Annotated in this window: 18 protein-coding genes; 6 read left to right on the top strand and 12 right to left on the bottom strand. The window is 70.1% G+C overall.

The genetic code is table 11. From position 1 onward, the window contains the following. Nucleotides 1-43 precede the first annotated feature (43 nt). From RBS60_RS10370 to RBS60_RS10400, 7 genes are all read right to left on the bottom strand, one after another. Nucleotides 44-736 (bottom strand): GntR family transcriptional regulator, encoded by a 693-nt coding sequence (locus RBS60_RS10370; RefSeq protein ID WP_307957482.1) that lies wholly within the window; start codon nt 734-736, stop codon nt 44-46. Further along, nucleotides 733-2,337, bottom strand: coding sequence for a fumarylacetoacetate hydrolase family protein (locus RBS60_RS10375; protein ID WP_307957483.1), 1,605 nt, complete (start codon nt 2,335-2,337; stop codon nt 733-735). The genes RBS60_RS10370 and RBS60_RS10375 overlap by 4 nt, the downstream gene beginning before the upstream one ends. 235 nt (nt 2,338-2,572) lie before the next feature. Beyond that, on the bottom strand, nt 2,573-3,391 hold the full coding sequence (locus tag RBS60_RS10380) for an alpha/beta hydrolase (RefSeq protein WP_307957633.1): 819 nt from the start codon (nt 3,389-3,391) through the stop codon (nt 2,573-2,575). 100 nt (nt 3,392-3,491) lie between these two features. Then, a complete protein-coding gene (locus tag RBS60_RS10385; RefSeq protein ID WP_307957484.1) occupies nt 3,492-3,821 on the bottom strand; it encodes a biotin/lipoyl-containing protein in 330 nt (109 codons plus the stop codon). After that, nucleotides 3,814-4,869, bottom strand: a complete 1,056-nt coding sequence (locus RBS60_RS10390) for an alpha-ketoacid dehydrogenase subunit beta (protein WP_307957485.1) — start codon at nt 4,867-4,869, stop codon at nt 3,814-3,816. The genes RBS60_RS10385 and RBS60_RS10390 overlap by 8 nt, the downstream gene beginning before the upstream one ends. Then, complete coding sequence (locus tag RBS60_RS10395; protein ID WP_307957634.1) at nt 4,862-5,842, bottom strand: thiamine pyrophosphate-dependent enzyme; 981 nt, start codon at nt 5,840-5,842, stop codon at nt 4,862-4,864. The genes RBS60_RS10390 and RBS60_RS10395 overlap by 8 nt, the downstream gene beginning before the upstream one ends. Nucleotides 5,843-6,227: 385 nt before the next feature. Beyond that, nucleotides 6,228-7,682: an amino acid permease gene (locus RBS60_RS10400; RefSeq protein WP_307957486.1), complete on the bottom strand. Its 1,455-nt coding sequence runs from the start codon at nt 7,680-7,682 to the stop codon at nt 6,228-6,230. A gap of 246 nt (nt 7,683-7,928) precedes the next feature. Here RBS60_RS10400 and RBS60_RS10405 point away from each other — a divergent pair, with 246 nt between their 5' ends. The 6 genes from RBS60_RS10405 to RBS60_RS10430 all read left to right on the top strand — a co-directional run bounded on the left by RBS60_RS10405 (nt 7,929) and on the right by RBS60_RS10430 (nt 14,693). Then, nucleotides 7,929-8,399 (top strand): Lrp/AsnC family transcriptional regulator, encoded by a 471-nt coding sequence (locus tag RBS60_RS10405; RefSeq protein ID WP_307957487.1) that lies wholly within the window; start codon nt 7,929-7,931, stop codon nt 8,397-8,399. 152 nt (nt 8,400-8,551) lie between these two features. Continuing rightward, complete coding sequence (locus tag RBS60_RS10410; protein ID WP_307957488.1) at nt 8,552-9,490, top strand: NrtR DNA-binding winged helix domain-containing protein; 939 nt, start codon at nt 8,552-8,554, stop codon at nt 9,488-9,490. Continuing rightward, nucleotides 9,487-10,773, top strand: coding sequence for a quinolinate synthase NadA (gene nadA, locus RBS60_RS10415; RefSeq protein WP_307957489.1), 1,287 nt, complete (start codon nt 9,487-9,489; stop codon nt 10,771-10,773). Before RBS60_RS10410 ends, nadA begins: the two co-directional genes overlap by 4 nt. After that, nucleotides 10,770-12,536, top strand: a complete 1,767-nt coding sequence (locus RBS60_RS10420) for an FAD-binding protein (protein ID WP_307957490.1) — start codon at nt 10,770-10,772, stop codon at nt 12,534-12,536. The genes nadA and RBS60_RS10420 overlap by 4 nt, the downstream gene beginning before the upstream one ends. A gap of 1 nt (nt 12,537) precedes the next feature. Then, the gene (gene nadC, locus RBS60_RS10425; RefSeq protein WP_307957491.1) at nt 12,538-13,539 is read left to right on the top strand and encodes a carboxylating nicotinate-nucleotide diphosphorylase; all 1,002 of its coding nucleotides are present in this window, start codon (nt 12,538-12,540) and stop codon (nt 13,537-13,539) included. Further along, nucleotides 13,536-14,693 (top strand): cysteine desulfurase family protein, encoded by a 1,158-nt coding sequence (locus tag RBS60_RS10430; protein WP_307957492.1) that lies wholly within the window; start codon nt 13,536-13,538, stop codon nt 14,691-14,693. The genes nadC and RBS60_RS10430 overlap by 4 nt, the downstream gene beginning before the upstream one ends. Before the next feature lie 46 nt (nt 14,694-14,739). On the opposite strand, the gene RBS60_RS10435 is transcribed toward RBS60_RS10430, so the two are convergent. The 5 genes from RBS60_RS10435 to RBS60_RS10455 all read right to left on the bottom strand — a co-directional run bounded on the left by RBS60_RS10435 (nt 14,740) and on the right by RBS60_RS10455 (nt 20,452). Then, nucleotides 14,740-15,261 carry a GtrA family protein gene (locus RBS60_RS10435; protein WP_307957493.1) on the bottom strand — a complete coding sequence of 174 codons (522 nt, stop codon included), beginning with the start codon at nt 15,259-15,261 and terminating at the stop codon, nt 14,740-14,742. Nucleotides 15,262-15,312: 51 nt separating this feature from the next. Further along, on the bottom strand, nt 15,313-16,851 hold the full coding sequence (locus RBS60_RS10440; RefSeq protein WP_307957494.1) for an amino acid permease: 1,539 nt from the start codon (nt 16,849-16,851) through the stop codon (nt 15,313-15,315). A gap of 154 nt (nt 16,852-17,005) precedes the next feature. Continuing rightward, nucleotides 17,006-18,463, bottom strand: a complete 1,458-nt coding sequence (locus RBS60_RS10445; protein ID WP_307957495.1) for an aspartate ammonia-lyase — start codon at nt 18,461-18,463, stop codon at nt 17,006-17,008. A gap of 95 nt (nt 18,464-18,558) precedes the next feature. Beyond that, complete coding sequence (locus tag RBS60_RS10450; RefSeq protein WP_307957496.1) at nt 18,559-19,608, bottom strand: asparaginase; 1,050 nt, start codon at nt 19,606-19,608, stop codon at nt 18,559-18,561. A gap of 121 nt (nt 19,609-19,729) precedes the next feature. Beyond that, nucleotides 19,730-20,452, bottom strand: coding sequence for a FadR/GntR family transcriptional regulator (locus RBS60_RS10455; RefSeq protein WP_307957497.1), 723 nt, complete (start codon nt 20,450-20,452; stop codon nt 19,730-19,732). Nucleotides 20,453-20,542: the final 90 nt, after the last annotated feature.

Consider the following 20,542-nt stretch of genomic DNA (forward strand, 5'->3'; position numbering starts at 1 on the left):
GCTCCTTTGAAGGGCTGGTTGTCAGGTGGGACGGGTGGAGGGTCTAGAGGGTCGGAAAGCCGGGGCTCTCGCCCGTGTGGGCGAGGTAGGCCTCAAGGGTCGCGGAACGGTGGCGGCGCGCGGCGAGCTCGATGTCGGCCGTCGGCGCCCTCCGCTCGATGAGGCGCAGGAGCGCCTCGTGCTCCTCGGTGGACTGGCTCGCGCGCTCGGGAACGTAGCTGAACGTTGAGCCGCGCAGTGCCTTGAGCCGGTTCCAGCCGCGGTGCACGAGGTCGAGGATGTGGGGGTTCGGGCAGCGTTCGAACAGTACGGAATGGAACTCCCGGTTGAGGGCCGTGAAGACCACTGGGTCGAAGTGCACCGGATCGGCCGCGAGGAACGTGCGCATGCGCTCGTTGACCTCCCGCGCCGCAGCGATGTCCTCCGCCGTGACCAAGGGCGCCGAGAGCGCCGTGGCTGCCCCCTCGACGAGGCTCAGGGTCTGCATCGTGTACAGGTACTCGACGGGATCGATCCCGGCGACCGTGGCTCCGACGTTCCGCTCGAACGTCACGAGCCCCTCTGCCTCGAGCCTCCGGACGGCCTCTCGGACCGGAACCACCGAGACGTGGAGCTGCTCCGCGACCTGGGCGAGGACGAGGCGGGCGCCGGGCGCGAGCTCGCCCGAGACGATCTGCTCGTGGAGCCATTCGTAGGCGAGCTCGGACTTGCTCGCGGACGCCGGGGCGACGCTCATCGCTGGCCGGCCGCGCCGGTTGCCGACTGTGCGGCCTTGTACTTCGCGGTCCACTCGGCGTTCATCGGGAACAGCCCGTCGACGGCGTGGCCCTCGGCGACCCGCTCCGCGACCCAGGCTTCCATGCGCTCCTGGGCAACGGCGTCGTCGGCGACCTCCTCGGCGAGCGCCGGCGGGATGACGACGATCCCGTCCTCGTCGCCCACGATTACGTCGCCGGGCTGGACTGCAGCACCGCCGCACGCGACGGTGTCGTCGACACTCCAGGGGACATGCCTGCGCCCGAGCACGGCCGGGTGGGCGTTCGCGCCCCATGCCGGTATGTCCATGGCCGAGACGGGGCCGAAGTCCCGGATGCCGCCGTCGGTGATGACTGCCGCGGCGCCGAGCACCTGGGCACGGAGCGCGAGGACGTCTCCGAGCGTGCCGGAGCCCTTCTCGCCGCGCGCATCCATGACGAGGATGTCGCCCGGGCGGAGGGAATCGACGGCCCGCTTCTGTGCATTGAAACCGCCGCCGTGGGTCTTGAACAGGTCTTCGCGTGCGGGGATGTAGCGCAGCGTCCGGGCCGTCCCGACGACCTTCGCGCCCGGCTTGGTGGGGATGAGGCCTTCGATGTGGCAGTTCTGCATGCCGCGCTTGCGCAGCTGCACACTCAGGGTGGCCGTGCCGACCGAACGGAGCTTCTCCTCGAGTTCGGGGGTCACGACGCTCACTGGCCGCGTGTCCTCGGTCTGAACGGCGGACGACGGCGCGCCGCTGGCTTTTGCCTCGCCCGCGCCATCCGCTGGGAGTCCGGCTGCTTCGGGCGAGCCCCACGCGTCGATGCGGTCGGCGTCCGTGAGCTTGGGCAGGGCGCCGTAGGACTCGAGGACGAGTCCCGAGTCGACCACCGCGTTCGACAGGCGCCCGGTGGTGAGCGACGCGCCGTCGGACGCGACGCCGTCGACCTCGATCTCGACGACATCACCCGGCTGGGCCACCGTTGCGCCGGCAGGAGTGCCGGAGAGGATGATGTCGCCGGGCTCGAGCGTCATGAGGCGGGAGAGGTCCGCGACGAGCTGCGCGAACGGGAAGAAGAGCGTCGCCGTCGAGTCCTCCTGGGCGAGCTTGCCGTTGATCCACATGCGCACGCGCAGGGCCGCGGGGTCGAGCTCCTGCGCGGGGAGCAGCGTCGGACCGATCGGCGCGATGCCGTCGACGCCCTTGGAGCGGAGGTTGGAGCCCTTGTCTGCCCAGCGCAGGTCGGCAAGTCCGGCGTCGTTCGCGGCCGTCACATAGCCGACGTGCGCCCAGGCGTTCTCCGGGGAGATGTTGCGGGCGCGGGCTCCGATGACAAGTGCCACCTCTCCCTCGACCGTGAGGAGCTCGACGCCTTGCGGGCGCTTGAGCTCGGCGCCGTTGAGCGCCAGCGACGTTGCGGGCTTGAGGAAATAAGAGGGGACTGCGGGGGTGCGGCCGCGCTGGGCTGCGCGGCTCGGGTAGTTGAGGTGGACTGCGATGACCTTGCCGGCGGCGTCGATCGTGTCCTGGCGAACCTGGTCTGCGAGCTGCCCTGGATGCTGCACGTGGTCCTCTTCCTCGAGTCGGCCAGCTCTCATGGAACTGGATCGTATACGATCATCGTATACGATCCAGTGTGCCGTGGGACACTGCAACCCGTCAACCCCTCGACGCTGGGGGGTCACCTCTCAAGGTTGCGGGGTCATGTCTCGAGGTTGCGGGGTCACGTCTCGAGAGTGGGCCTTGCCACAGTAGAGAGGTGACTCCTCATCGTGCGGAGGTGACTCCGCAACGTTGGGAGGTGACTCCGCAACGTTGAGAGGTGACTCCGCATCAGGGGCGGGCGAGGAACTCGATGGCCGCCTGCTTGAATGCCCGCGCGGTGACGACGTTGACGTGGTTCCGGCCCGGGACCACGACGATCTCGGCGGAGGGCGCGAGCCCCTTGAGGACCTCGAGCGCACCCAACCGCTCGTCCTTCTCTCCTGCGACCATGAGCACGGGCTGACGCGGCACGGCTTCTGCGGCGTCGAACGGCTCCTCCTTGATGCCCTCGACGAGCGAGAGCAGCGCGTACATGTCGGACTCGGGGGAGGCCTGGGCCATCGTCACGAGCGAGGCGGTCGATGCGTCCTCGATCGGCGTCCCGTCGGCCAGGAAGCGCTGGACTGCCGGGAGGTCGAACTCGGCAAGCGGGTCGCGGTTGCTCGGGCCGCCGAGGACGAGGCGGCGCACGAGTGCGGGCTGGGTGGCGCCGAACTCCCACGCGAGGCGCGAGCCCAATGAGTACCCGATCACGTCCAGCCCGCTGTCGGCGTGGCGCGGATCGAGCGGTCGTGCGCCCGCATCGGTCACGATCTGAAGGAGGTCCGCGCGGATCCGTCCGGGAGTGTACGAATCGACGTCCTCGGGTGCCGTGCTCCTGCCGTGCCCGGGGAGGTCGACGGCGACCACGCGCCGTCCTGCCTCGAGGAGTGCCGCGATCCAGCCGCTCTGCTCCCAGTTGAGCGCGACCGAGGAGGCGAACCCGTGGATCAGCAGGACGGGCGGCAGGGCCGCGGGCGACTCGGGCTCGGCCACGACCACGTGGAGCCCCGGGTCGGTCCCCTCGACCGTGTGCTGTGCCGCCGACCCCGCGTGCTGTCCTGCCATCATGTGCGCCATCCCCTCGTCCTGCGCGGCCTCATCGTGCGTGGCCGTGCCGCGTGCTGCATCAAGGTCCAGCGTAGGTCCCTGCGGCATCAATCCTCGCTCAGTCCTCGTCGAGGTTTGCGCTCAGACGGACACGCCGCTTCGGCGCGTCCTCGGACGGCACGGTGCCGACGATCCCCGCGGTCTCGTCCGCGACCTCGAAGACGATGAGGGGTTCGCCCACCTTGATGACCTCGCCGGGCGCGCCGTAGACCTTCTTCACGACCCCGGACTGGGGGGAGGGAAGCTCAAGGGCGGACTTTGTGGTCTCGACCTCGACCATCGGCTGGTTCCGCTCGATCTGGTCGCCCTCGGCGACGAGCCAGTCGAGGACGGTGGCCTCGATGAGTCCCTCGCCGAGATCGGGGAGGGGGAAGGAAATCTCAGCCACGCTTGTACTCCAATACTCGCTGGATGCCGAACAGGATGCGGTCGATATTCGGGATGTACTCGTCCTCCAGGTCACCTGAGGGATACGGTACGTCGAAGCCGGTGACGCGCTCAACGGGTGCCTTGAGCGCTCCGAAGCAGCGCTCGGTGATGAGCTGGGCCACCTCGGCTCCAAGGCCCGCGGTGAGCGGGGCCTCGTGGACGACGACGGCGCGCCGCGTCTTCGCGACGGACGCCGCCAGGGTCTCGGCGTCGATCGGCTTGAGCCAGCGCAGGTCGACGACCTCGACGTCGATCCCGTCCTCCGCGGCCAGCTCGGCCACCTGCAGGCAGCGGGCCACCATCGCGCCCCACGCGACGAGTGTGAGGTGCCGCCCCGCGCGGGCGACGCGCGCCCCCCAAGGCGAATCGACGCGCGACGGCGAGGAGTCGCCGTCGTGCGCGCCCTCCGCCTCGGTCACGACCGGCCCCTTCTGCCAGTACCGCGACTTGGGCTCCATGAACATGACCGGATCGTTCATGCGCACGGCTGCCTTGAGCAGCGTGTAGCCCTGCTGCGGGTCGGAGGGGGAAACGACCTTGAGGCCCGGGACATGCGCGAAGACGGCCTCGAGGCTCTCGCCGTGGTGCTCAGGTGCCCGGATGCCGCCGAAGCTCGGGACCCGGAGGGTGACTGGCATGGGCAGGGTGCCGCGGGAGCGGTAGTGCATGCGGCCGAGCTGCGTGACGATCTGGTTCATCGCGGGGTACGCGAAGCCGTCGAACTGGACCTCGGGCACGGGCCGGAATCCGGCAATCGCTAGGCCGATCGACATGCCGAGGATCCCGGACTCGGCGAGGGGGGTGTCGAAGACGCGCTCCGCCCCGTGCGAGGCCGCGAGGCCGCTCGTGACGCGGAAGACTCCGCCGAGCGTGCCGACGTCCTCGCCCAGCACAAGGACCTTCTCGTCCTCGGCGAGGAGCTCGTCGAGGGCCAGATTGAGTGCCCCCTGGAGGGACAGCACGGGGGAGGGCGTGCGGGTTTCAGGTACAGCGACCGTCTCAGGCATGCTCGGACTCCTCGCGCCAGGCAGCCTTCTGCCGCAGCAGTTCGTCGGTGGGTTCGGTGAAGACGAAGTCGAACATCTCGGCGCCGGGCCGCGGACCGAGCGCGAGCACGCCCGCGCGCACCTCCTCGGCTTCGGCGGTCGCCGTCTCGTCGAGGGCATCAAGGGTCGACTCGGAGGCGATCCCGGCCGCCAGGAGCCGCTCGCGCAGTCGCACGAGGGGATCGGCACCGCCGTCGAGCCTCTCCTCATCGAGGGTGCGGTAGCGGCCGGGATCGTCGCTCGTTGCGTGGGGGCCTCGCCGGTACGTCATGGCCTCGACGATCGCCGGACCGTGGCCTGCGCGGGCATGGGCGACGGCGCGGCGGGTCGCCTCGAGCACGGCCGCGGCGTCATTGCCGTCGACCTGGAGCGACGGCATGCCGTACCCAGTCCCGCGGGCGGCAACGCTTCCGCCGGCGACCTGCTTCTCGGTGGGCACCGAGATGGCCCAGCCGTTGTTCTGCACGAAGAACACGACCGGGGCCGCGAACACGCCCGCGAAGTTCATGGCCTCGTGCACGTCGCCCTGGCTCGACGCGCCGTCACCGAGGTAGGTGACCGCGACCGCGAGCCCCTCGGCTGCGGCGCCGGCGGTGCGGGCGAGCAGTGTCTGACCATGCGCCCAGCCGACAGCGTGGAGCACGGACCCGGCCACGACGGCCTGGATCGGTGCGACGTGGGAGGCCGCGGGGTCCCAGAGGCCGCCGTGCCATGTGGCGAGGTGCGTGGACATGTACTCGACCATGTTGACCCCGGCGGCACGTGCAACGCCCAGCTCGCGGTAGGTCGGGAACACGAAGTCCCGGGAGAGGTCGAGGGCGAGGGCCGAGCCGACCTGGGCGGCCTCCTGGCCGAGCTCAGGGGCGTAGGCCGGAAGGATCCCCTGGCGCTGCCACGCGATGGCGGCCTGGTCGAGCCGGCGAACGGCCGTCATGAGGCGATAGAGCTCGAGGAGCTCGGCGTCGGTCGCCGGCGTAGCCGAGGGGAGTTCGGGGAGCGGCTTCCGTGGCCCCCCGGCCAGCCCGGCACGGCCCGGAGAGGCCGTGGCAATTGCTGAAGTCTGCATAGCATGACCGTAGATTGAGCAAACATCCTGTGCAATACAAGAGTTTCGAGCAATGCAATCTGTATAGAACACCGGGGTTGTGCCGTATATCACTGTGCACAGTGTCCAGCCGCACATGAGTGGCACAGCACGGGCCGGAATGCGGCAGGGGGCGGGATGCAGCAGCGGGCCGGATGCAGCAGCGGCTCCGGACCCGCGCTCGCGCGCTCGGGGTCCGGACCCGCTGCTTCTGGGCCCGTGCCGGCCCGCCGCCTCAGCTGTGCTGGTTTTGGACGGCGATGTCGGTCTCGACCGCCCCGTCACCCGACGTAGCGAATTCGGTCTGGCGGGCGCGTGCGCGTCGTCCGAGCCATGCGGCGAGCGCGATAGCCGCGACGAGGGCGAACGTGCTCAGGAGCTGGATGCGGCTGTCCTCGCCGATGAGGCCCACGAGGAAGATGGCGGCCAGCAGGAGCACGCCGAACCCCGAGAGCCAGGGGAACCCGGCCATGCGGAGCGGGAGCCGAGTTCCAGCGGCATCCGCCCTGCGGCGCAGCACGATCTGCGAGACGAGGGCGGAGCCCCACACCACGAGGCACGTGGAGCCGACGAAGTTGAGCAGCAGGGGGAGGACATGCTCGGGGAACAGCAGCTCGAGGACCGTGGCGATGAAGCCGAACGCCACCGAGGCGGCCACGGCGATCGCTGGCACCCTCGCCCCCGTGAGGCGCCTGAGTGCACTCGGGGCCTCCTGGCGCTCGGCGAGAGAGAAGATCATGCGCGAGGCGCCGTAGAGGTTTGCGTTGAGGGCAGAGAGGAGGGCTACCACGGCCACGAGCGTAATGACGGTCGCGGCGGCCGGAAGGCCCGCGATGTCGAGGACCCCCGCGAACGGGCTCTTGATTTCGGGGGAGTCCGACGGGATCACGGCGGCGATCACGAAGATGGAACCCACGTAGAACACCAGGATGCGCCACACGACCGTGCGGACGGCACGGGCCACGCTGCGCTCGGGGTCCCGCGTCTCGGCGGCCGCGACGGAGACGATCTCGGTGCCACCGAAGGCGAAGACCACCACAAACAGGCCGGTTGCGATGCCCGCCATTCCGTGAGGCGCGAAGCCGCCTGCGGCCGTGAAGTGGCCCAGGCCCGGCGAGGCGGCATTCGGGATCCAGCCGAGCAGGAGGGCTGCGCCGATCAGCAGGAAGACGACGATTGCCGTGACCTTCAGGAGCGCGAACCAGAACTCGAACTCGCCGAAGTTCCGCACCCCCGTCAGGTTCACTGCGGTGAAGACCCCCATGAATACCAGGGCCATGAGCCATACCGGCAGCGCGGGGAACACCGTGGCCAGCAGGCCGGCCGCGCCCAGGGCTTCGGCTGCGATCACCACCACGAGCTGAGCCCACCAGAGCCAGCCGACTGTTGCGCCGGCGACGCCTCCAAGGGCCTTGCCGGTGTATACGGAGAACGCGCCGCTGTTGGGGTTGGCGGCGGCCATCTCGCCGAGGGCCCACATCACAATGATGATGAGGGTGCCCGCGACAAGGTAGGAGATGAGGACGGCGGGGCCGGCGGCCTGGACGCCTGCGCCCGAGCCGATGAAGAGGCCGGCGCCGATCGCGCTGCCGAGCCCCATCATCGTGAGCTGGCGCGGAGACATGGAGTGTCCGAGCTTGGGTTCCTGCGTCGTCGTCGACGAGGAGCCGAGGCCCTTTGACGTGTGCATAGCTGTCATTTCCGTCTTTCGGATCTGCGGTGGCCGAGCGCGGGATGGGCGCCTGTGCGGCCAGAGGACCCACTGACCATAGCGCGTGCGCCGCCGGTCAGTGTGGTCTGGTTCACTGCACCGTGCATCGTGTGCAGTATCAGGGTGAGATGCGTCGCACGGCATGGCAGAATGCGCAGTACATGCGGGAGCGATCATCAATCTGTAGCATACGACCAACGCCGTTGCGACCATCTGGAGGCTTGCATGAAGGTCGACAAGCTCGACGCGAAGATCGTCCGCCTGTTCACCGACGAGCAGCGCATGAACGTGCTCGAGGCGTCCCGCATCCTCAAGGTGGCCCGCGCCACGGTGCAGGCCCGCCTCGACCGCATGGTCGCCAATGGAGTGATCGGCGAGTGGGCGCCACACCCCGAGCCGCAGGCCTTCGGGTTTCCGGTGGTCGCCTTCTGCTCGCTGACGATCAACCAGGACTTCGGGCACGACGCCGTGGCGTCGGCTCTCGCTGAGATCCCGGAGGTCCTCGAGGTGCATACGGTCTCGGGCGACAGTGACCTCATGGCCCGCGTCGCGGCACGCTCCAACTCGGACCTGCAGCGGGTGCTGGATGCCGTGACGGCGACCCGGGCCGTGGTCCGCTCGTCGTCGGTGATCGTCCTCAACACCCACTTCGAGGGCCGCACCCTCCCGCTGCTCGAGGCCTCCGCGGAGAGCTGAGGCGCAACCCCGCCGCTACGTCACCTTTTGTCTTCGGACCCGGGCTAGGCGTATCATGACTTAGAGTCAAACTGACTTTAACTAGCGGTGAACTTGTTGCCTAGCGATGAACTTGGCCCTGGTGAACCGGCACGCGGTATCGGGAGGTGCGCATGGGCGGGATCTTCGACCCGACGCTGCTGCGACCTGCCGCGCCGCACGGCGCCAATGTGGCGGAGCGGGCGCAGTTGCCGCCGTCGTTGGCCATTTCCACGGTGATCTTCGCCCTCACTCCGGACCGCGCCCGGGGCGAGGCCAGCCAAGGGCGCCCGACCCTCTGGATCCCGCTCGTGCGGCGCGTCAAGGAGCCGTTCAAAGGCCAGTGGGCGCTCCCCGGCGGCCCGCTGACCTCTACCGAGTCATTGGAGGATGCGGCCCGACGCAACCTCAAGGAGACCACAGGGCTCGCGCCCGAGTACCTCGAGCAGCTCTACGCGTTCGGTGGCCTCAACCGCTCGAGCCGGCCCGATCGGGGGAGCCAGCGCGTCGTGTCGATCGTCTACTGGGCGCTCGTCCGGCCGACCGAGGCCGAGCTCCTCGGTGCCGGGGAAGCGACGGGGAACGTTGCGTGGCACCGCGCAGACTCTGCTGGTGCAGACAAAGACGGTGCAGACACAGCCGGCTCGGGCGACGGTGGGCTTGCCTTCGACCATCGCGACATCGTCGACTACGCCCTGTGGCGGCTGCGCAGCAAGCTCGAGTACGCCCAGATCGCCTATCACTTCCTCGGCGAGACGTTCACCCTCGCGCAGCTCCGCGAGGTCTACGAGGCCATCCTCGCCAAACCGCTCGACCCCGCCAACTTCCGCCGCCAGCTCAAGGGGATGGCGGAGATCGAGCCGACCGAGCACGTCCTGGAGGGCGGCCGGCACCGGCCCCCGCGGCTCTACCGTTACACCGGAGCCCGGGGAGCCATCGATACGACCACCGCGCCGCCCCTGCTGGGTTCCGCGCCGGAGGCGCTTTCCGCACAACGGCCGCGTCCAGCACCGCAGCCCCGTCCTGTTTCCACCCCCTCCGACCTGACCGCATCCACCAGGAGCACCCCATGACCTCTGTTGCCACCGCCATCAGCCTCATTCCGCTCACGGATGCCGGCGCCAGCACGTGCGGGGCGGACCTCGCCAAGGGCCCCTGGGAGTTCGACGCCGCGGAGGCGCTCGCAGGGATGCCCGCCTACGGCCCCGGCGCCTCGAGCGCGGACACGGCTCCGGCCGCAACGCCACGGCAGGGCCAGCTCCCGCAGGAGTACAAGGACGCCTCGGAGGCGGAGCTCCACTCCCGGATCGTCGCAGCCAAGGAAACGCTCGGCGAGCGCGTCGTCGTGCTCGGGCACTTCTACCAGCGGGACGAGGTCGTTGAGCACGCGGACTTTGTGGGCGACTCCTTCCAGCTGGCCAACGCGGCGCTCACCCGGCCGGACGCCGAGGCGATCGTGTTCTGCGGGGTGCACTTCATGGCCGAGACCGCGGACATCCTCTCGCGGGGGGACCAGGCCGTCATCCTGCCGAACCTCGCCGCGGGCTGCTCGATGGCGGACATGGCGGACATCGACTCGGTCGAGCAGGCCTGGGCCCAACTCGAGGAGCTCTTCGGCACGGACCCCGACGCCGATGGCCGCGTTCCGGTCATCCCCGTCACCTACATGAACTCCTCCGCCGCGCTCAAGGGCTTCTGCGGCGAGCACGGTGGGATTGTCTGCACGTCCTCGAATGCGGCGACGGTGCTCGACTGGGCGTTCGAGCGTGGGCAGCGGGTCCTCTTCTTCCCGGACCAGCACCTCGGCCGCAACACGGCCAAGGCCATGGGCGTGCCGCTGTCGCACATGCCGATGTGGAACCCCCGCAAGCCGCTCGGGGGCAATGACGCGCAGACGCTCCGGGACTCGCGCGTGATCCTGTGGCACGGGTTCTGCTCCGTGCACCGCCGCTTCAACGTCGCCCAGATCGAGAAGGCGCGCGCCGAGTACCCGGGCGTGCGGGTCATCGTGCACCCTGAATGCCCCATGGAGGTCGTCGACGCCGCGGACGAGTACGGCTCGACCGACTACATCCGCAAGGCCATCGCGGCCGCAGCCGAGCCGACCGTCTTCGCCATCGGCACCGAGGTCAACCTCGTCAACCGGCTCGCCGCCGAGTACCCGCAGCACACCATCTTCTGCCTCGACCCCGTGATCTGCCCCTGCTCGACGATGTACCGGATCCACCCCGGCTACCTCGCCTGGGTCCTCGAGGGCCTTGCCGAGGGCGAGGTGCGCAACCGCATCGAAGTCCCGGCCGACGTCGCCGGAACGGCGCGCGTCGCGCTCGAGCGGATGCTGGCGGCGCGGCCGTGAGCCAGCCCCGGCGGGCGTCCCGGCGCCTCGTCGTCGTAGGGAGCGGTGTCGCGGGGCTGACGGCGGCGATCACCGCTGCCACGGCCAGCGGAACCTCGTCCGGGGCGGTATCGCCCGAGGTGACGGGCGCCGACGTCGTGCTCCTGACGAAGGCCCGGCTCGCCGACAGCAACAGCATGCTCGCGCAGGGCGGCTATGCAGCCGTGCTGCCCGAGGGCCAGCGCACCCCCGGCGACAGCCTGGTCAGCCACGTCGCCGACACGGTTTCCGCCGGTGCCGGAGTGGGGTCGCGCCCAGCCATTGAGCAGATGTGCCGGGCCGCTGCAGAGAGCGTGCTGGAGCTCGCGGCGCGCGGCGTCGTGTTCGACCGTGGCACCGATGGCCGTTTCCTCCTCGGCCTCGAGGCCGCCCACTCGTTCCCGCGCATCCTCCACGCGGGCGGCGATGCCAGCGGCGCGGGCATCACCCGAGCCCTCATCGCCCGGGTCCGCGAGCTTGAGGCGACCGGGCGCGTCACCGTTCTCGAGGACGCGATGGCCACCGAGATCCTGATCGACGCCGGTGCCGTCACCGGCGTTGCCTACACCCCGCGTGGCGCGGCCGAGGGCGCTCGGACGGCTTGCCGCACAGTAGCGGCGGACGCCGTGATCCTCGCCACCGGGGGAGCAGGCCAGCTCTACGCCCAGACCACGAACCCGGACGTCGCAACGGGCGACGGCGCGGCGCTCGCCTTCATGGCAGGGGCGGTGCTGAGGGACCTCGAGTTCTACCAGTTCCACCCCACGGCCCTGCAGATCGTGGGGCCGGACGGAACTCTGCGGTCGTCTCTCATCTCCGAGGCCGTCCGAGGCGAGGGCGCAGTGATCCGCGATGCGGCGGGCCACCGTTTCGTGGGCGACTACCACCCCCTCGCGGAGCTGGCGCCGCGCGACGCCGTCTCCCGCGCTATGGCCTTGCACGCGCGCGCCGGAGGCGGCCAGGCCTACCTTGACGCCACCGCTTTGGAAGCGGACCACGGCGAGGGCCTCCTGGCCAAACGCTTCCCGACGCTGAACGCGATGGTCCGGGATGCGGGGTACGACTGGCGGCGCGAACCGCTTCCCATCGGGCCGGCCGCCCACTACTGGATGGGCGGGGTCGCGACGGACGTGAACGGCGCCACGAGCGTCCCCGGCCTGTACGCCGTGGGCGAGGCAGCGTGCACCGGGGTCCACGGGGCCAACCGCCTCGCCTCGAATTCGCTGCTCGAAGGCGTTGTCTTCGCTGGCCGCGCCGTGGGCCACGCGCTGGCCGGGGACGCTCAGGCTTGGGGCGGTCCCGTGCGCGCAGCCGATCCGCTCCAGGTCAACGTGGCCCCTGGCGCCGATGCCGAGGTTCTGGCCGGCCTGGCGGGGCATGCCCGGCTCGCCGACGCGATGCAGCTCGACGGAGGCGTGATCCGCGATGGCCGCGGCCTCGCGCGGCTCTCACGCACGCTCGGCGGCTGGACCTCGGACGAGCCCGAGACCGCCCACCTCCTGGTCCTCGGTCGGCTGCTCGCGGAGGCCGCCGCGCACCGCGAGGGATCCGTCGGCGCCCACTACCGTCTCGACTTCCCAGAGCGCCGCTTCCCTGCGCCGGGCCCGGACGGCCGGGGCCGCGGCGACGTGCGCGCAGAGGGGCGGATCGACGTGGTGCGCGCGGTCGGGAAGCCCTCCCGGAACGCGTCGCCGCGTCCGTCCCGGCGCGCGCCCCAGCCAGCCCTGGCAGGGAGGAGCGCCTGAGATGACAGTGCACATCACGGCCCAGACAGCCCGGGCCCAGATAGCTCCGACCCAGACAATCAAGACAGCGGGGACAGTAGAAGTCGTGCAGCATCCCTCAGGGCTTCCAGCCCGTGTAGCGCCCATCCCGCTCCCGGAAGCCGCGGTAGGCCGCGTGCTCGAGGCAGCGTACGCCGAGGACGCCCCGAGCGGTGACCTCACGTCGCTGCTGCTCATCCCGGCCGAAGCCAGCGCGACCGCGGAGCTGCGCGCCCGGGTGCCCGGCGTGTTCTCGGGAGGACCGATCGTCGAGGCCGGGTTCCGGTTCCACGACCGCTCCGCCCGCACCGAGCTTCTCGTCGCCGAGGGAGAGCCCTTCGACGCCGGCGCCGTCCTCGCGCGGGTGACCGGACGCGCGCAGGCGATCCTCACGGCCGAGCGTGTGGTGCTCAACCTCGTGCAGCGGATGAGCGCGATTGCGGCTCTCACTGCCCGGTACGTTGCCCTCACAGCAGGTACGAAGGCCCGCATCGTCGACACGCGCAAGACCACGCCGGGACTGCGCGAGCTCGAACGGTACGCCGTACGCTGCGGCGGAGGCCGCAACCACCGCTTCAGCCTCTCCGACGCGGTCATGGCCAAGGACAACCACCTCGCCGTGCTGACGGGGGGCGACGCCTCGCGCCTCACCGGAGTGCTCCGGGCCGCGCGTGAGCGTCTTGGCCACACGACGCACTTCGAGGTCGAGGTGGACAGGATCGAGCAGATCGAGCCGGTGCTCGCGGCCGGCGTGGACACGATCATGCTCGACAATTTCAGCCTCGACGACCTCCGCACGGGCGTTGCACTCATCGACGGGCGGGCCATCGTCGAGGCGAGCGGCGGGGTTAACCTCGACACGGTGTCCGGAATCGCGGCGACCGGTGTCGACGTCATCTCTGTGGGCGCCGTCACGCACTCCGTGGTGAACCTCGACCTAGGGCTGGACATTGTGATCGACCGCGGGGAGGCGGACCCGGCGTGATCTACCTCGACGCTGCCGCGACCACCCCCGTGCGCCGCGAGGTCATCGAAGCCATGTGGCCGTACCTCACGGGCGACTTCGGGAACGCCTCGAGCCACCACGAGCTCGGTGCGCGGGCACGTGACGCGCTCGAGGGAGCCCGCGCGGAGGTGGCGGGTCTGCTGGGCTGCCGGCCGTCCGAGGTCACGTTCACGTCCGGGGGGACCGAGGCGGACAACCTCGCGGTCAAGGGGATCGCGCTGGGCAGGCGGGCTGCCGGCGCCGGGCGCGCTCGGCTCGCGGTCAGCTCGATCGAGCATCCGGCGGTGCTCGAGTCCGCGCGGGCTCTCGCGCGGCTGCACGGCTTCACCGTCGACGAGGTGGGGGTCGACGCTCTCGGGCGGGTCGAGCCTGATGCGCTGGCCGCCGTCGTCGGCCCGGAAACCGCCGTCGTCTCGGTCATGTACGCGAACAACGAGGTGGGGACGGTGCAGACCGTTGCCGAGCTGGCCGCCGTCGCCCGCGCAGCCGGGGTGCCCTTCCACACCGACGCCGTCCAGGCCGCCGGATGGCTGCCGCTTGACGTTCAGGCGCTCGGGGTCGACGCGCTCTCGGTCTCCGGGCACAAGATCGGCGCGCCCAAGGGCGTTGGTGCGCTGTACGCCGCCGGACGGCTTGCACTCGAGCCCGTCATCGACGGAGGCGGACAGGAACGCGGTCTCCGGTCCGGCACCGAGAACGTTGCCGGGGCCGTGGCGCTCGCCACCGCCTTGCGGCTCGCTGAGTCGGAACGCATGACGTCGGCGGCTCGCCTCACAGAGCTCCGCGACGCCTTCATCGCACGGGTCATCGAACTCGTGCCGGATGCGCTCCTGACCGGCCACCCCTCGGAGCGGCTCCCGGGCAGCGCGTCCTTCTGCTTCCCTCGGGTGAGCGGCGAGTCGGTCCTCCTCGAGCTCGAGCGGCGCGGGATCGTGTGCTCCTCAGGGTCGGCGTGCGCGGCGGGCTCGAGCGATCCCTCACACGTGCTCCTGGCGATGGGCCTGAACCCCGAGACCGCACAGACGGCCGTTCGATTCACACTCCCGGCATCAGTCGGTGCCGACGACCTCGATCAGACCGCATCCGCCCTCCGCGACGCCTACGCCGCTGTCACCGGGATCGCCCGAAGGTAGGAAGCCAGCGCGAGGTGCGCGGCGTCGTCATGCGTCAGCGGCCGTATCAGGCGTTGCGCGCGCGGCGGAAGATCCAGTGCCGCAGGAGGCTGAAGCGCACGGCGGTCGCGAGCCAGCCTGCGATCGTCGTCGTCCACAGCTCGGTCGCGACGGATGCCGAGGGGTCCACCCAATGGAGGCCGGCAAGGCTTCCGGCCGTGAGCACGAGGGCCACAGCCATGGCCACGAGGCCGTTGAGGTGGTCCTGGGCCAGCTTCGAGGACCCGCGCAGCTTGAAGGTGAAGCGCCGGTTGAGCGCGGTGTTCATGACCGACGTGAGAATGAGGGCGACGGCGTTCGCGGCCTGGGAGCCGAGGGTCGGCCGGCACAGCGCGTACAGCGCGAGGGACGTCACCGTGCAGACCAGCCCCACGCCCGTGAACCGCACGAGCTGCCGCATGAGCGGCGTCCGCCACGCCCGGCCCAGCGCCCCCGCGGCAAGGCCGGGGAGACGGCCGAGGGCCCCGAGCACCGGCGCGATGAGCACGCCTGCCTCAGGGTCCTGGGACCGTGTCTGCGGGTTGTCCATGCCTTCAGCCTCTCACGATGACGCTGTGGACGCGCTGTGGCCCAGCGGTGACTACTCGGACCGTCCCGGCAGCGGGCGGTTCGCGATCACGGGGGCTGCGCCGGTGAACCCGTCGCGTGCCTCGGCGATCTCGTGGATGCGCTCGCGGCTCGCGTACCACCCTGCCACCATGAGGACGCACGCCACCGCCGTGGCCAGGAGGGTCCACGGCGAGTCGATGAGGACCATGACGAGTACCACAACGAGGAAGACGAGCGTCACGTACCCCGTGTAGGGCGCACCGGGCATACGGAAGGACGGGCGCACCGTCCAGCCCTTCCTCGCCCACCGCGCCAGCTGCATCTGGCACAGCACGATGGTCGCCCAGGTCGAGATGATCCCGACAGACGCGACATTGAGGACGATCTCGAACGCGTCGGAGGGCACAAGGTAGTTCAGCGGCACACCGAGCAGCGACACGACGGCCGTGATGGCGATGCCGCCGTAGGGAACGCCGGCCTTGTTCATGCGCAGCGCGAACTTCGGTGCCGAGCCCGCGGCCGCCATCGACCGCAGGATGCGGCCGGTCGAGTACAGGCCGGCGTTGAGCGAGGAGAGGGCCGCGGTGAGGACGACGAGGTTCATGATGACGTCCACGCCCTGGATCCCGATCGATCCGAAGAACGTCACGAAGGGGCTCACGCCCTTCTGGTACGCGGTGTAGGGCAGGAGGAGCGAGAGGAGGATCACCGAGCCGACGTAGAACACCGCGATCCGGAACACGACCGCGTTGATGGCGCGGGGCATGATCTTCTCGGGGTTCTTGGTCTCTCCGGCTGCCGTTCCGATGAGCTCGACCGACGCGTACGCGAACACGACGCCCTGCATGAGCAGGATCATCGGGGCGATGCCCATCGGGAAGATGCCGCCGTGGTCCGAGATGAGGGAGAGTCCGGTGGGATCGCCGTTCGGGGTGCCGAAGAGCACGAAGTAGACGCCGACGGCGAGGAACGCCACGAGCGCCGCGACCTTGATGAGCGCGAACCAGAACTCCATCTCGCCGAAGACCTTGACGGAGACGAGGTTGAGCGAGAGCACGAGTGCGAGCGCGATGAGGGCCCACAGCCACTGCGGGACGGCAGCGATCCACGGAACGTACTTCCCGAAGAAGTGCATGTAGAGCGCCGCCGCGGTGGTGTCGACGATCGTCGTCATGGCCCAGTTGATCCAGTAGAGCCATCCGGAGATGTACGCGGCCTTCTCACCGAAGAACTCGCGGGCGTAGGAGACGAAGGAGCCCGACGAGGGGCGGTGCAGCACGAGCTCCCCGAGGGCGCGCAGGATGAGGAAGACGAACGCACCGCAGATCGCGTAGGCGAGCACGAGCGACGGCCCAGCCTGCGCGAGCCGTCCGCCAGCGCCGAGGAAGAGACCCGTGCCGATGGCGCCGCCGATGGCGATCATCTGGATCTGCCGGGCCTTGAGCCCCTTGTGGTAGCCGGTGTCCTCGGCGTGGATGACGTGGTCGGCCGCGTGGGCGTGGCCGTGGTCTTCGAGGTGGTCAGGGATGTCTGGAGGGCTCTGGGGCGCAGCAGGCGTGGGGGAGGACATCGGGTCCCTTTCGGTATGGAGGTGGCTGGGGGTTACCAGAGTGCGAGGGGGTCGGGCGGGAATCAGAAGTGGGAAGACGGAACCGCGCGAATCAGTGGGGTGCTGATCAGGGGCGGGCCTCGGGCGGGCCGCCCACCGGCGGCTTGGGCGGGTTCTAGGCGCTCAGGTTGGCCAGGCGCTCGGGCCGGAGCAGTTCTTCGAGGCGCTCGGCGGTGAGGAGCCCGCGCTCGAGGACGAGCTCGGCGACACCGCGCCCGCTCGCAAGCGCCTCCTGCGCGATGGCCGTCGATTCGGCGTATCCGAGGTAGGGGTTCAGCGCTGTCACGAGTCCGATCGAGTGCTCAACGCTCTCCCGCAGCCGTGCGGCGTTGGCGGTGATCCCGCTGACGCAGCGCCGGGAAAGCGTGTGGCAGGCGGCCGTGAGATGCGTGATGCTCTTGTGCAGGCTGTGCACGATCACTGGTTCGAACGCGTTGAGCTGGAGCTGCCCACCTTCGGCAGCCAGCGTGATGGTCACGTCGTTGCCGATCACCTCGAATGCCACCTGGTTGACGACCTCCGGGATGACGGGGTTGATCTTGCCCGGCATGATCGAGGAACCCGACTGCACCGGCGGGAGGTTGATCTCGGCGAGCCCCGCGCGGGGGCCCGACGAGAGAAGGCGCAGGTCGTTGCAGATCTTCGACAGCTTGACCGCCACGCGCTTGAGGACCCCCGAGAGATGGACGAACGCGCCCATGTCTTGAGTCGCCTCGATCAGGTCGAAGGCGGTCACGAGCGGCAGTCCCGTGATCCCGCCGAGATGGCGGCACGCCGCCTCGGCATAGCCGGCGGGGGCATTCAGGCCTGTGCCGATAGCGGTCGCCCCGAGGTTGATCTCGTGGACGAGCCCGGCGGATTCGCGCAGGCGCTCGCGGTCCTCGCCAATCGTCACGGCATACGTGCCGAACTCCTGTCCGAGGGTCATCGGCACGGCGTCCTGGAGCTGCGTGCGGCCCATCTTCACCACAGTGCGGAACTCGGTGGCCTTGGCTGCGAACGCGTCCTCGAGCTCACTCAGCGCGGCCAGCAGATCGTCGATGCCCATCACCGTCGCGATGCGGACGGCAGTGGGGTAGACGTCATTGGTCGACTGGCTCAGGTTGACGTGGTCGTTGGGGTGCAAGGCCGCATAGTCGCCCTTCTCCTGGCCGAGCAGTTCCAGTGCGCGGTTCGCGATCACCTCGTTCGCGTTCATGTTCGACGACGTCCCCGCGCCGCCCTGGATGACGTCAACCACGAACTCGCGGAGCAGTTCCCCGTCCAGGATCTCCCGGCAGGCGGCCTCGATCGCGTCCGCACGCTCGGCGTCGAGCAGGCCGAGCTCACGGTTCGCCCGGGCCGCGGCGAGCTTGACGGCCGCGAGTCCGCGAACCAGATGGGGATTGGTCGAGAGCGGCTGGCCGGTGATCGGGAAGTTCTCGATCGCGCGCAGGGTATGCACGCCCCAGTAGGCGGCCGTGGGGACGCGGCGGTCGCCGAGCAGATCGTGCTCGGTGCGGAACCCGGCGGGCTCGTCGACGGCGATCGTGGCGAGGGCCGCTGTGCTGCTCGCAACGGTCGTCGGGGTCATGGGGGAGACCATAGGGGTCACTTTCTGGAGGAGGTGGGGGCGTGAGGGAGAGAGGAGACGAGGGGTACAGACGGCCAGGGGTACAGGCGAACGGATCAGACGGCCGGGGCCGGGAACGCGCCGTCGAGCGCTGCGAACACGCCGACCTGACGGCCACCACCGAGCACCGGGCGGGTTGCGAGGGCCGCGAGCGGCCCGTCAGGGGCCGCCTCGGGGACGTCGAGGGCGGCGAGGGCGCGGACCGTGATCGGCAGACGGGCGCGATCGCCGCCGTCCGAGATCTTGATGGCGAGGCCCCGGCCATCCGGCAGCCCCACGAGCTGGATGCCCTCAAAGCCGTCCTTGGCCACCGTTCCAGGAAGGGCCCGCATGAGGAGCGTGACGTCACGGTCGGCTCCTGCAACCATCTCCGGGTGCGTGGTCATGGCACGGGCAACGGCAGCCTCGGCTGTCCCGCCAGCGGCGCGGGCGAGGCGACCGTAGGAACGGGCCATCCCCGCAAGGCTCACGGCGGGGAGAGGAGTGCCACAGCCGTCGGTGGTCCACAGGGAGGGCACCTCTCCCGTGAGCTCCTCGACGGTCGCGGCAATGAGCTGCTGCAGCGGGTGTCCGGGATCGAGGTATCCCTCGAGAGGCCAGTCGTTGAGCACGCACACCGAGACCATGGCAGCGTGCTTGCCGGAGCAGTTCTGGCACACGCGGTCCGCGTGCCCGCCACCGGCGAGCCACTCCTCGCGCTCGCGGATGCCATACGGAAGGTCTTCCGTGTTCGCGAGGACCGACTCGTCGAGACCGTTGAGGGACAGGATCCTGCGCGCGCCGTCCCGGTGCATGGCCGCGCCAGAATGGCTCGCGGCGGCGAGGGCGAGGAGCTCGTCTGGGAGGGCCAGCCCTGCGCGGACCATCGCAACCGCCTGGAGGGGTTTGAGCGCCGAGCGCGGGAAGACGGGAGCGGTGGCGGCTCCGGCCGCCCACAGGAGAACGCCATCGGCGTCGGTCGCGGCGACGCTGCCGTAGTGCACTCCCTCGATCATGCCGCCGCGGGTCTGGGCGGCGAGAGGGACGTGGGCGGGGAAGTCAGCGACGGCGCGGGCCGCTGCTGCGGCGTCCTGGAGGGTGAGTGCCGCGGATGCGGGAGGGATCATGGCTCGCTCACGGTAGGGGATCGGTGGTCAGGAGTCCGTGCGGTCGGTGCGGCCGGGGTTGAGGCCCGACGGCGCCGGGCAGTGCGGGGCGATAGGCCGGTTGTGTGGCCGCCAGCGGGTGTCAGGGGTTGGGTCCGAGGAGCCCGAGAGCCTCGTCCACGGCCGCAAGATGCTTGGCCATGGCGGCGCTGGCGCGCTCGGCCGAACCTGCCTCGATGGCGTCGAGGATTTCCTGGTGCTCGTTGTCTGAGGCGGCCTGACGGTCGGCGAGCAGGTTGAGCGTCTCCGACTGATGGGCCAAGGCTTCGCGGAGGTCGGCGAGGACGTCCTCGAAGATCTGGTTCCCGCTCGCCTTGGCGATGGTGCCGTGGAAGGCCGCCTCGAGGGTGACCCTTCTGGCAGGCTCGTCTTCGACGGCGGTCTCGGCGACGATTCCCCTGAGGGTCGCCAGGTCCTCCTCCGTACGTCGGAGGGCGGCGAGCCCGGCGGCCGGTACTTCAACGTGGGGCCGCGCCTCGGTGAGGTCCCGCGCTGAGTACCGTCCCAGGACCAGGTCGCCGGCAATCCGGCTAGACACCACAAACGTGCCCTTGCCGGTGTGGGTCTCGGTGAGCCCCAGTGCCGCGGACGACCGCAGGGCCTCGCGGACCACCGAGCGGCTAACGCCGTACCGCGCAGCTAGCGCAGCCTCGGAGGGGAGCTTTGCGCCGACGGGGACCGCCCCCGCTTCGATGTCGCCGCGCAGGTCGGCGAGCACGGCCTCGGCGGCGCCTACACGGACAATCGGCCGCTGGGCGGTCTGGCCAGCCGACTGCCTGGGTGTACGGCTGTCTGACAGGTTCACGCCACGACTATGGCAGCGATCACACTGCGTTGTCAAACGGGCAGCAAGGGCCCCTGTCTGGTGGTGGCAGGCCGCGCGTCGGGGGGTTCG

Origin of the sequence: Sinomonas sp. ASV486 (assembly GCF_030908215.1) — a bacterium.
Taxonomy (GTDB): Bacteria; Actinomycetota; Actinomycetes; order Actinomycetales; family Micrococcaceae; genus Sinomonas; species Sinomonas puerhi.

Bases quoted from the DNA above. Each gene is read 5' to 3' on its own strand.
- RBS60_RS10370 (WP_307957482.1), bottom strand. From the start codon at position 736: ATGAGCGTCGCCCCGGCGTCCGCGAGCAAGTCCGAGCTCGCCTACGAA.
- RBS60_RS10375 (WP_307957483.1), bottom strand. From the start codon at position 2,337: ATGAGAGCTGGCCGACTCGAGGAAGAGGACCACGTGCAGCATCCAGGG.
- RBS60_RS10380 (WP_307957633.1), bottom strand. From the start codon at position 3,391: ATGGCAGGACAGCACGCGGGGTCGGCGGCACAGCACACGGTCGAGGGG.
- RBS60_RS10390 (WP_307957485.1), bottom strand. From the start codon at position 4,869: ATGCCTGAGACGGTCGCTGTACCTGAAACCCGCACGCCCTCCCCCGTG.
- RBS60_RS10395 (WP_307957634.1), bottom strand. From the start codon at position 5,842: ATGACGGCCGTTCGCCGGCTCGACCAGGCCGCCATCGCGTGGCAGCGC.
- RBS60_RS10400 (WP_307957486.1), bottom strand. From the start codon at position 7,682: ATGCACACGTCAAAGGGCCTCGGCTCCTCGTCGACGACGACGCAGGAA.
- RBS60_RS10405 (WP_307957487.1), top strand. From the start codon at position 7,929: ATGAAGGTCGACAAGCTCGACGCGAAGATCGTCCGCCTGTTCACCGAC.
- RBS60_RS10410 (WP_307957488.1), top strand. From the start codon at position 8,552: ATGGGCGGGATCTTCGACCCGACGCTGCTGCGACCTGCCGCGCCGCAC.
- nadA (WP_307957489.1), top strand. From the start codon at position 9,487: ATGACCTCTGTTGCCACCGCCATCAGCCTCATTCCGCTCACGGATGCC.
- nadC (WP_307957491.1), top strand. From the start codon at position 12,538: ATGACAGTGCACATCACGGCCCAGACAGCCCGGGCCCAGATAGCTCCG.
- RBS60_RS10435 (WP_307957493.1), bottom strand. From the start codon at position 15,261: ATGGACAACCCGCAGACACGGTCCCAGGACCCTGAGGCAGGCGTGCTC.
- RBS60_RS10440 (WP_307957494.1), bottom strand. From the start codon at position 16,851: ATGTCCTCCCCCACGCCTGCTGCGCCCCAGAGCCCTCCAGACATCCCT.
- RBS60_RS10445 (WP_307957495.1), bottom strand. From the start codon at position 18,463: ATGACCCCGACGACCGTTGCGAGCAGCACAGCGGCCCTCGCCACGATC.
- RBS60_RS10450 (WP_307957496.1), bottom strand. From the start codon at position 19,608: ATGATCCCTCCCGCATCCGCGGCACTCACCCTCCAGGACGCCGCAGCA.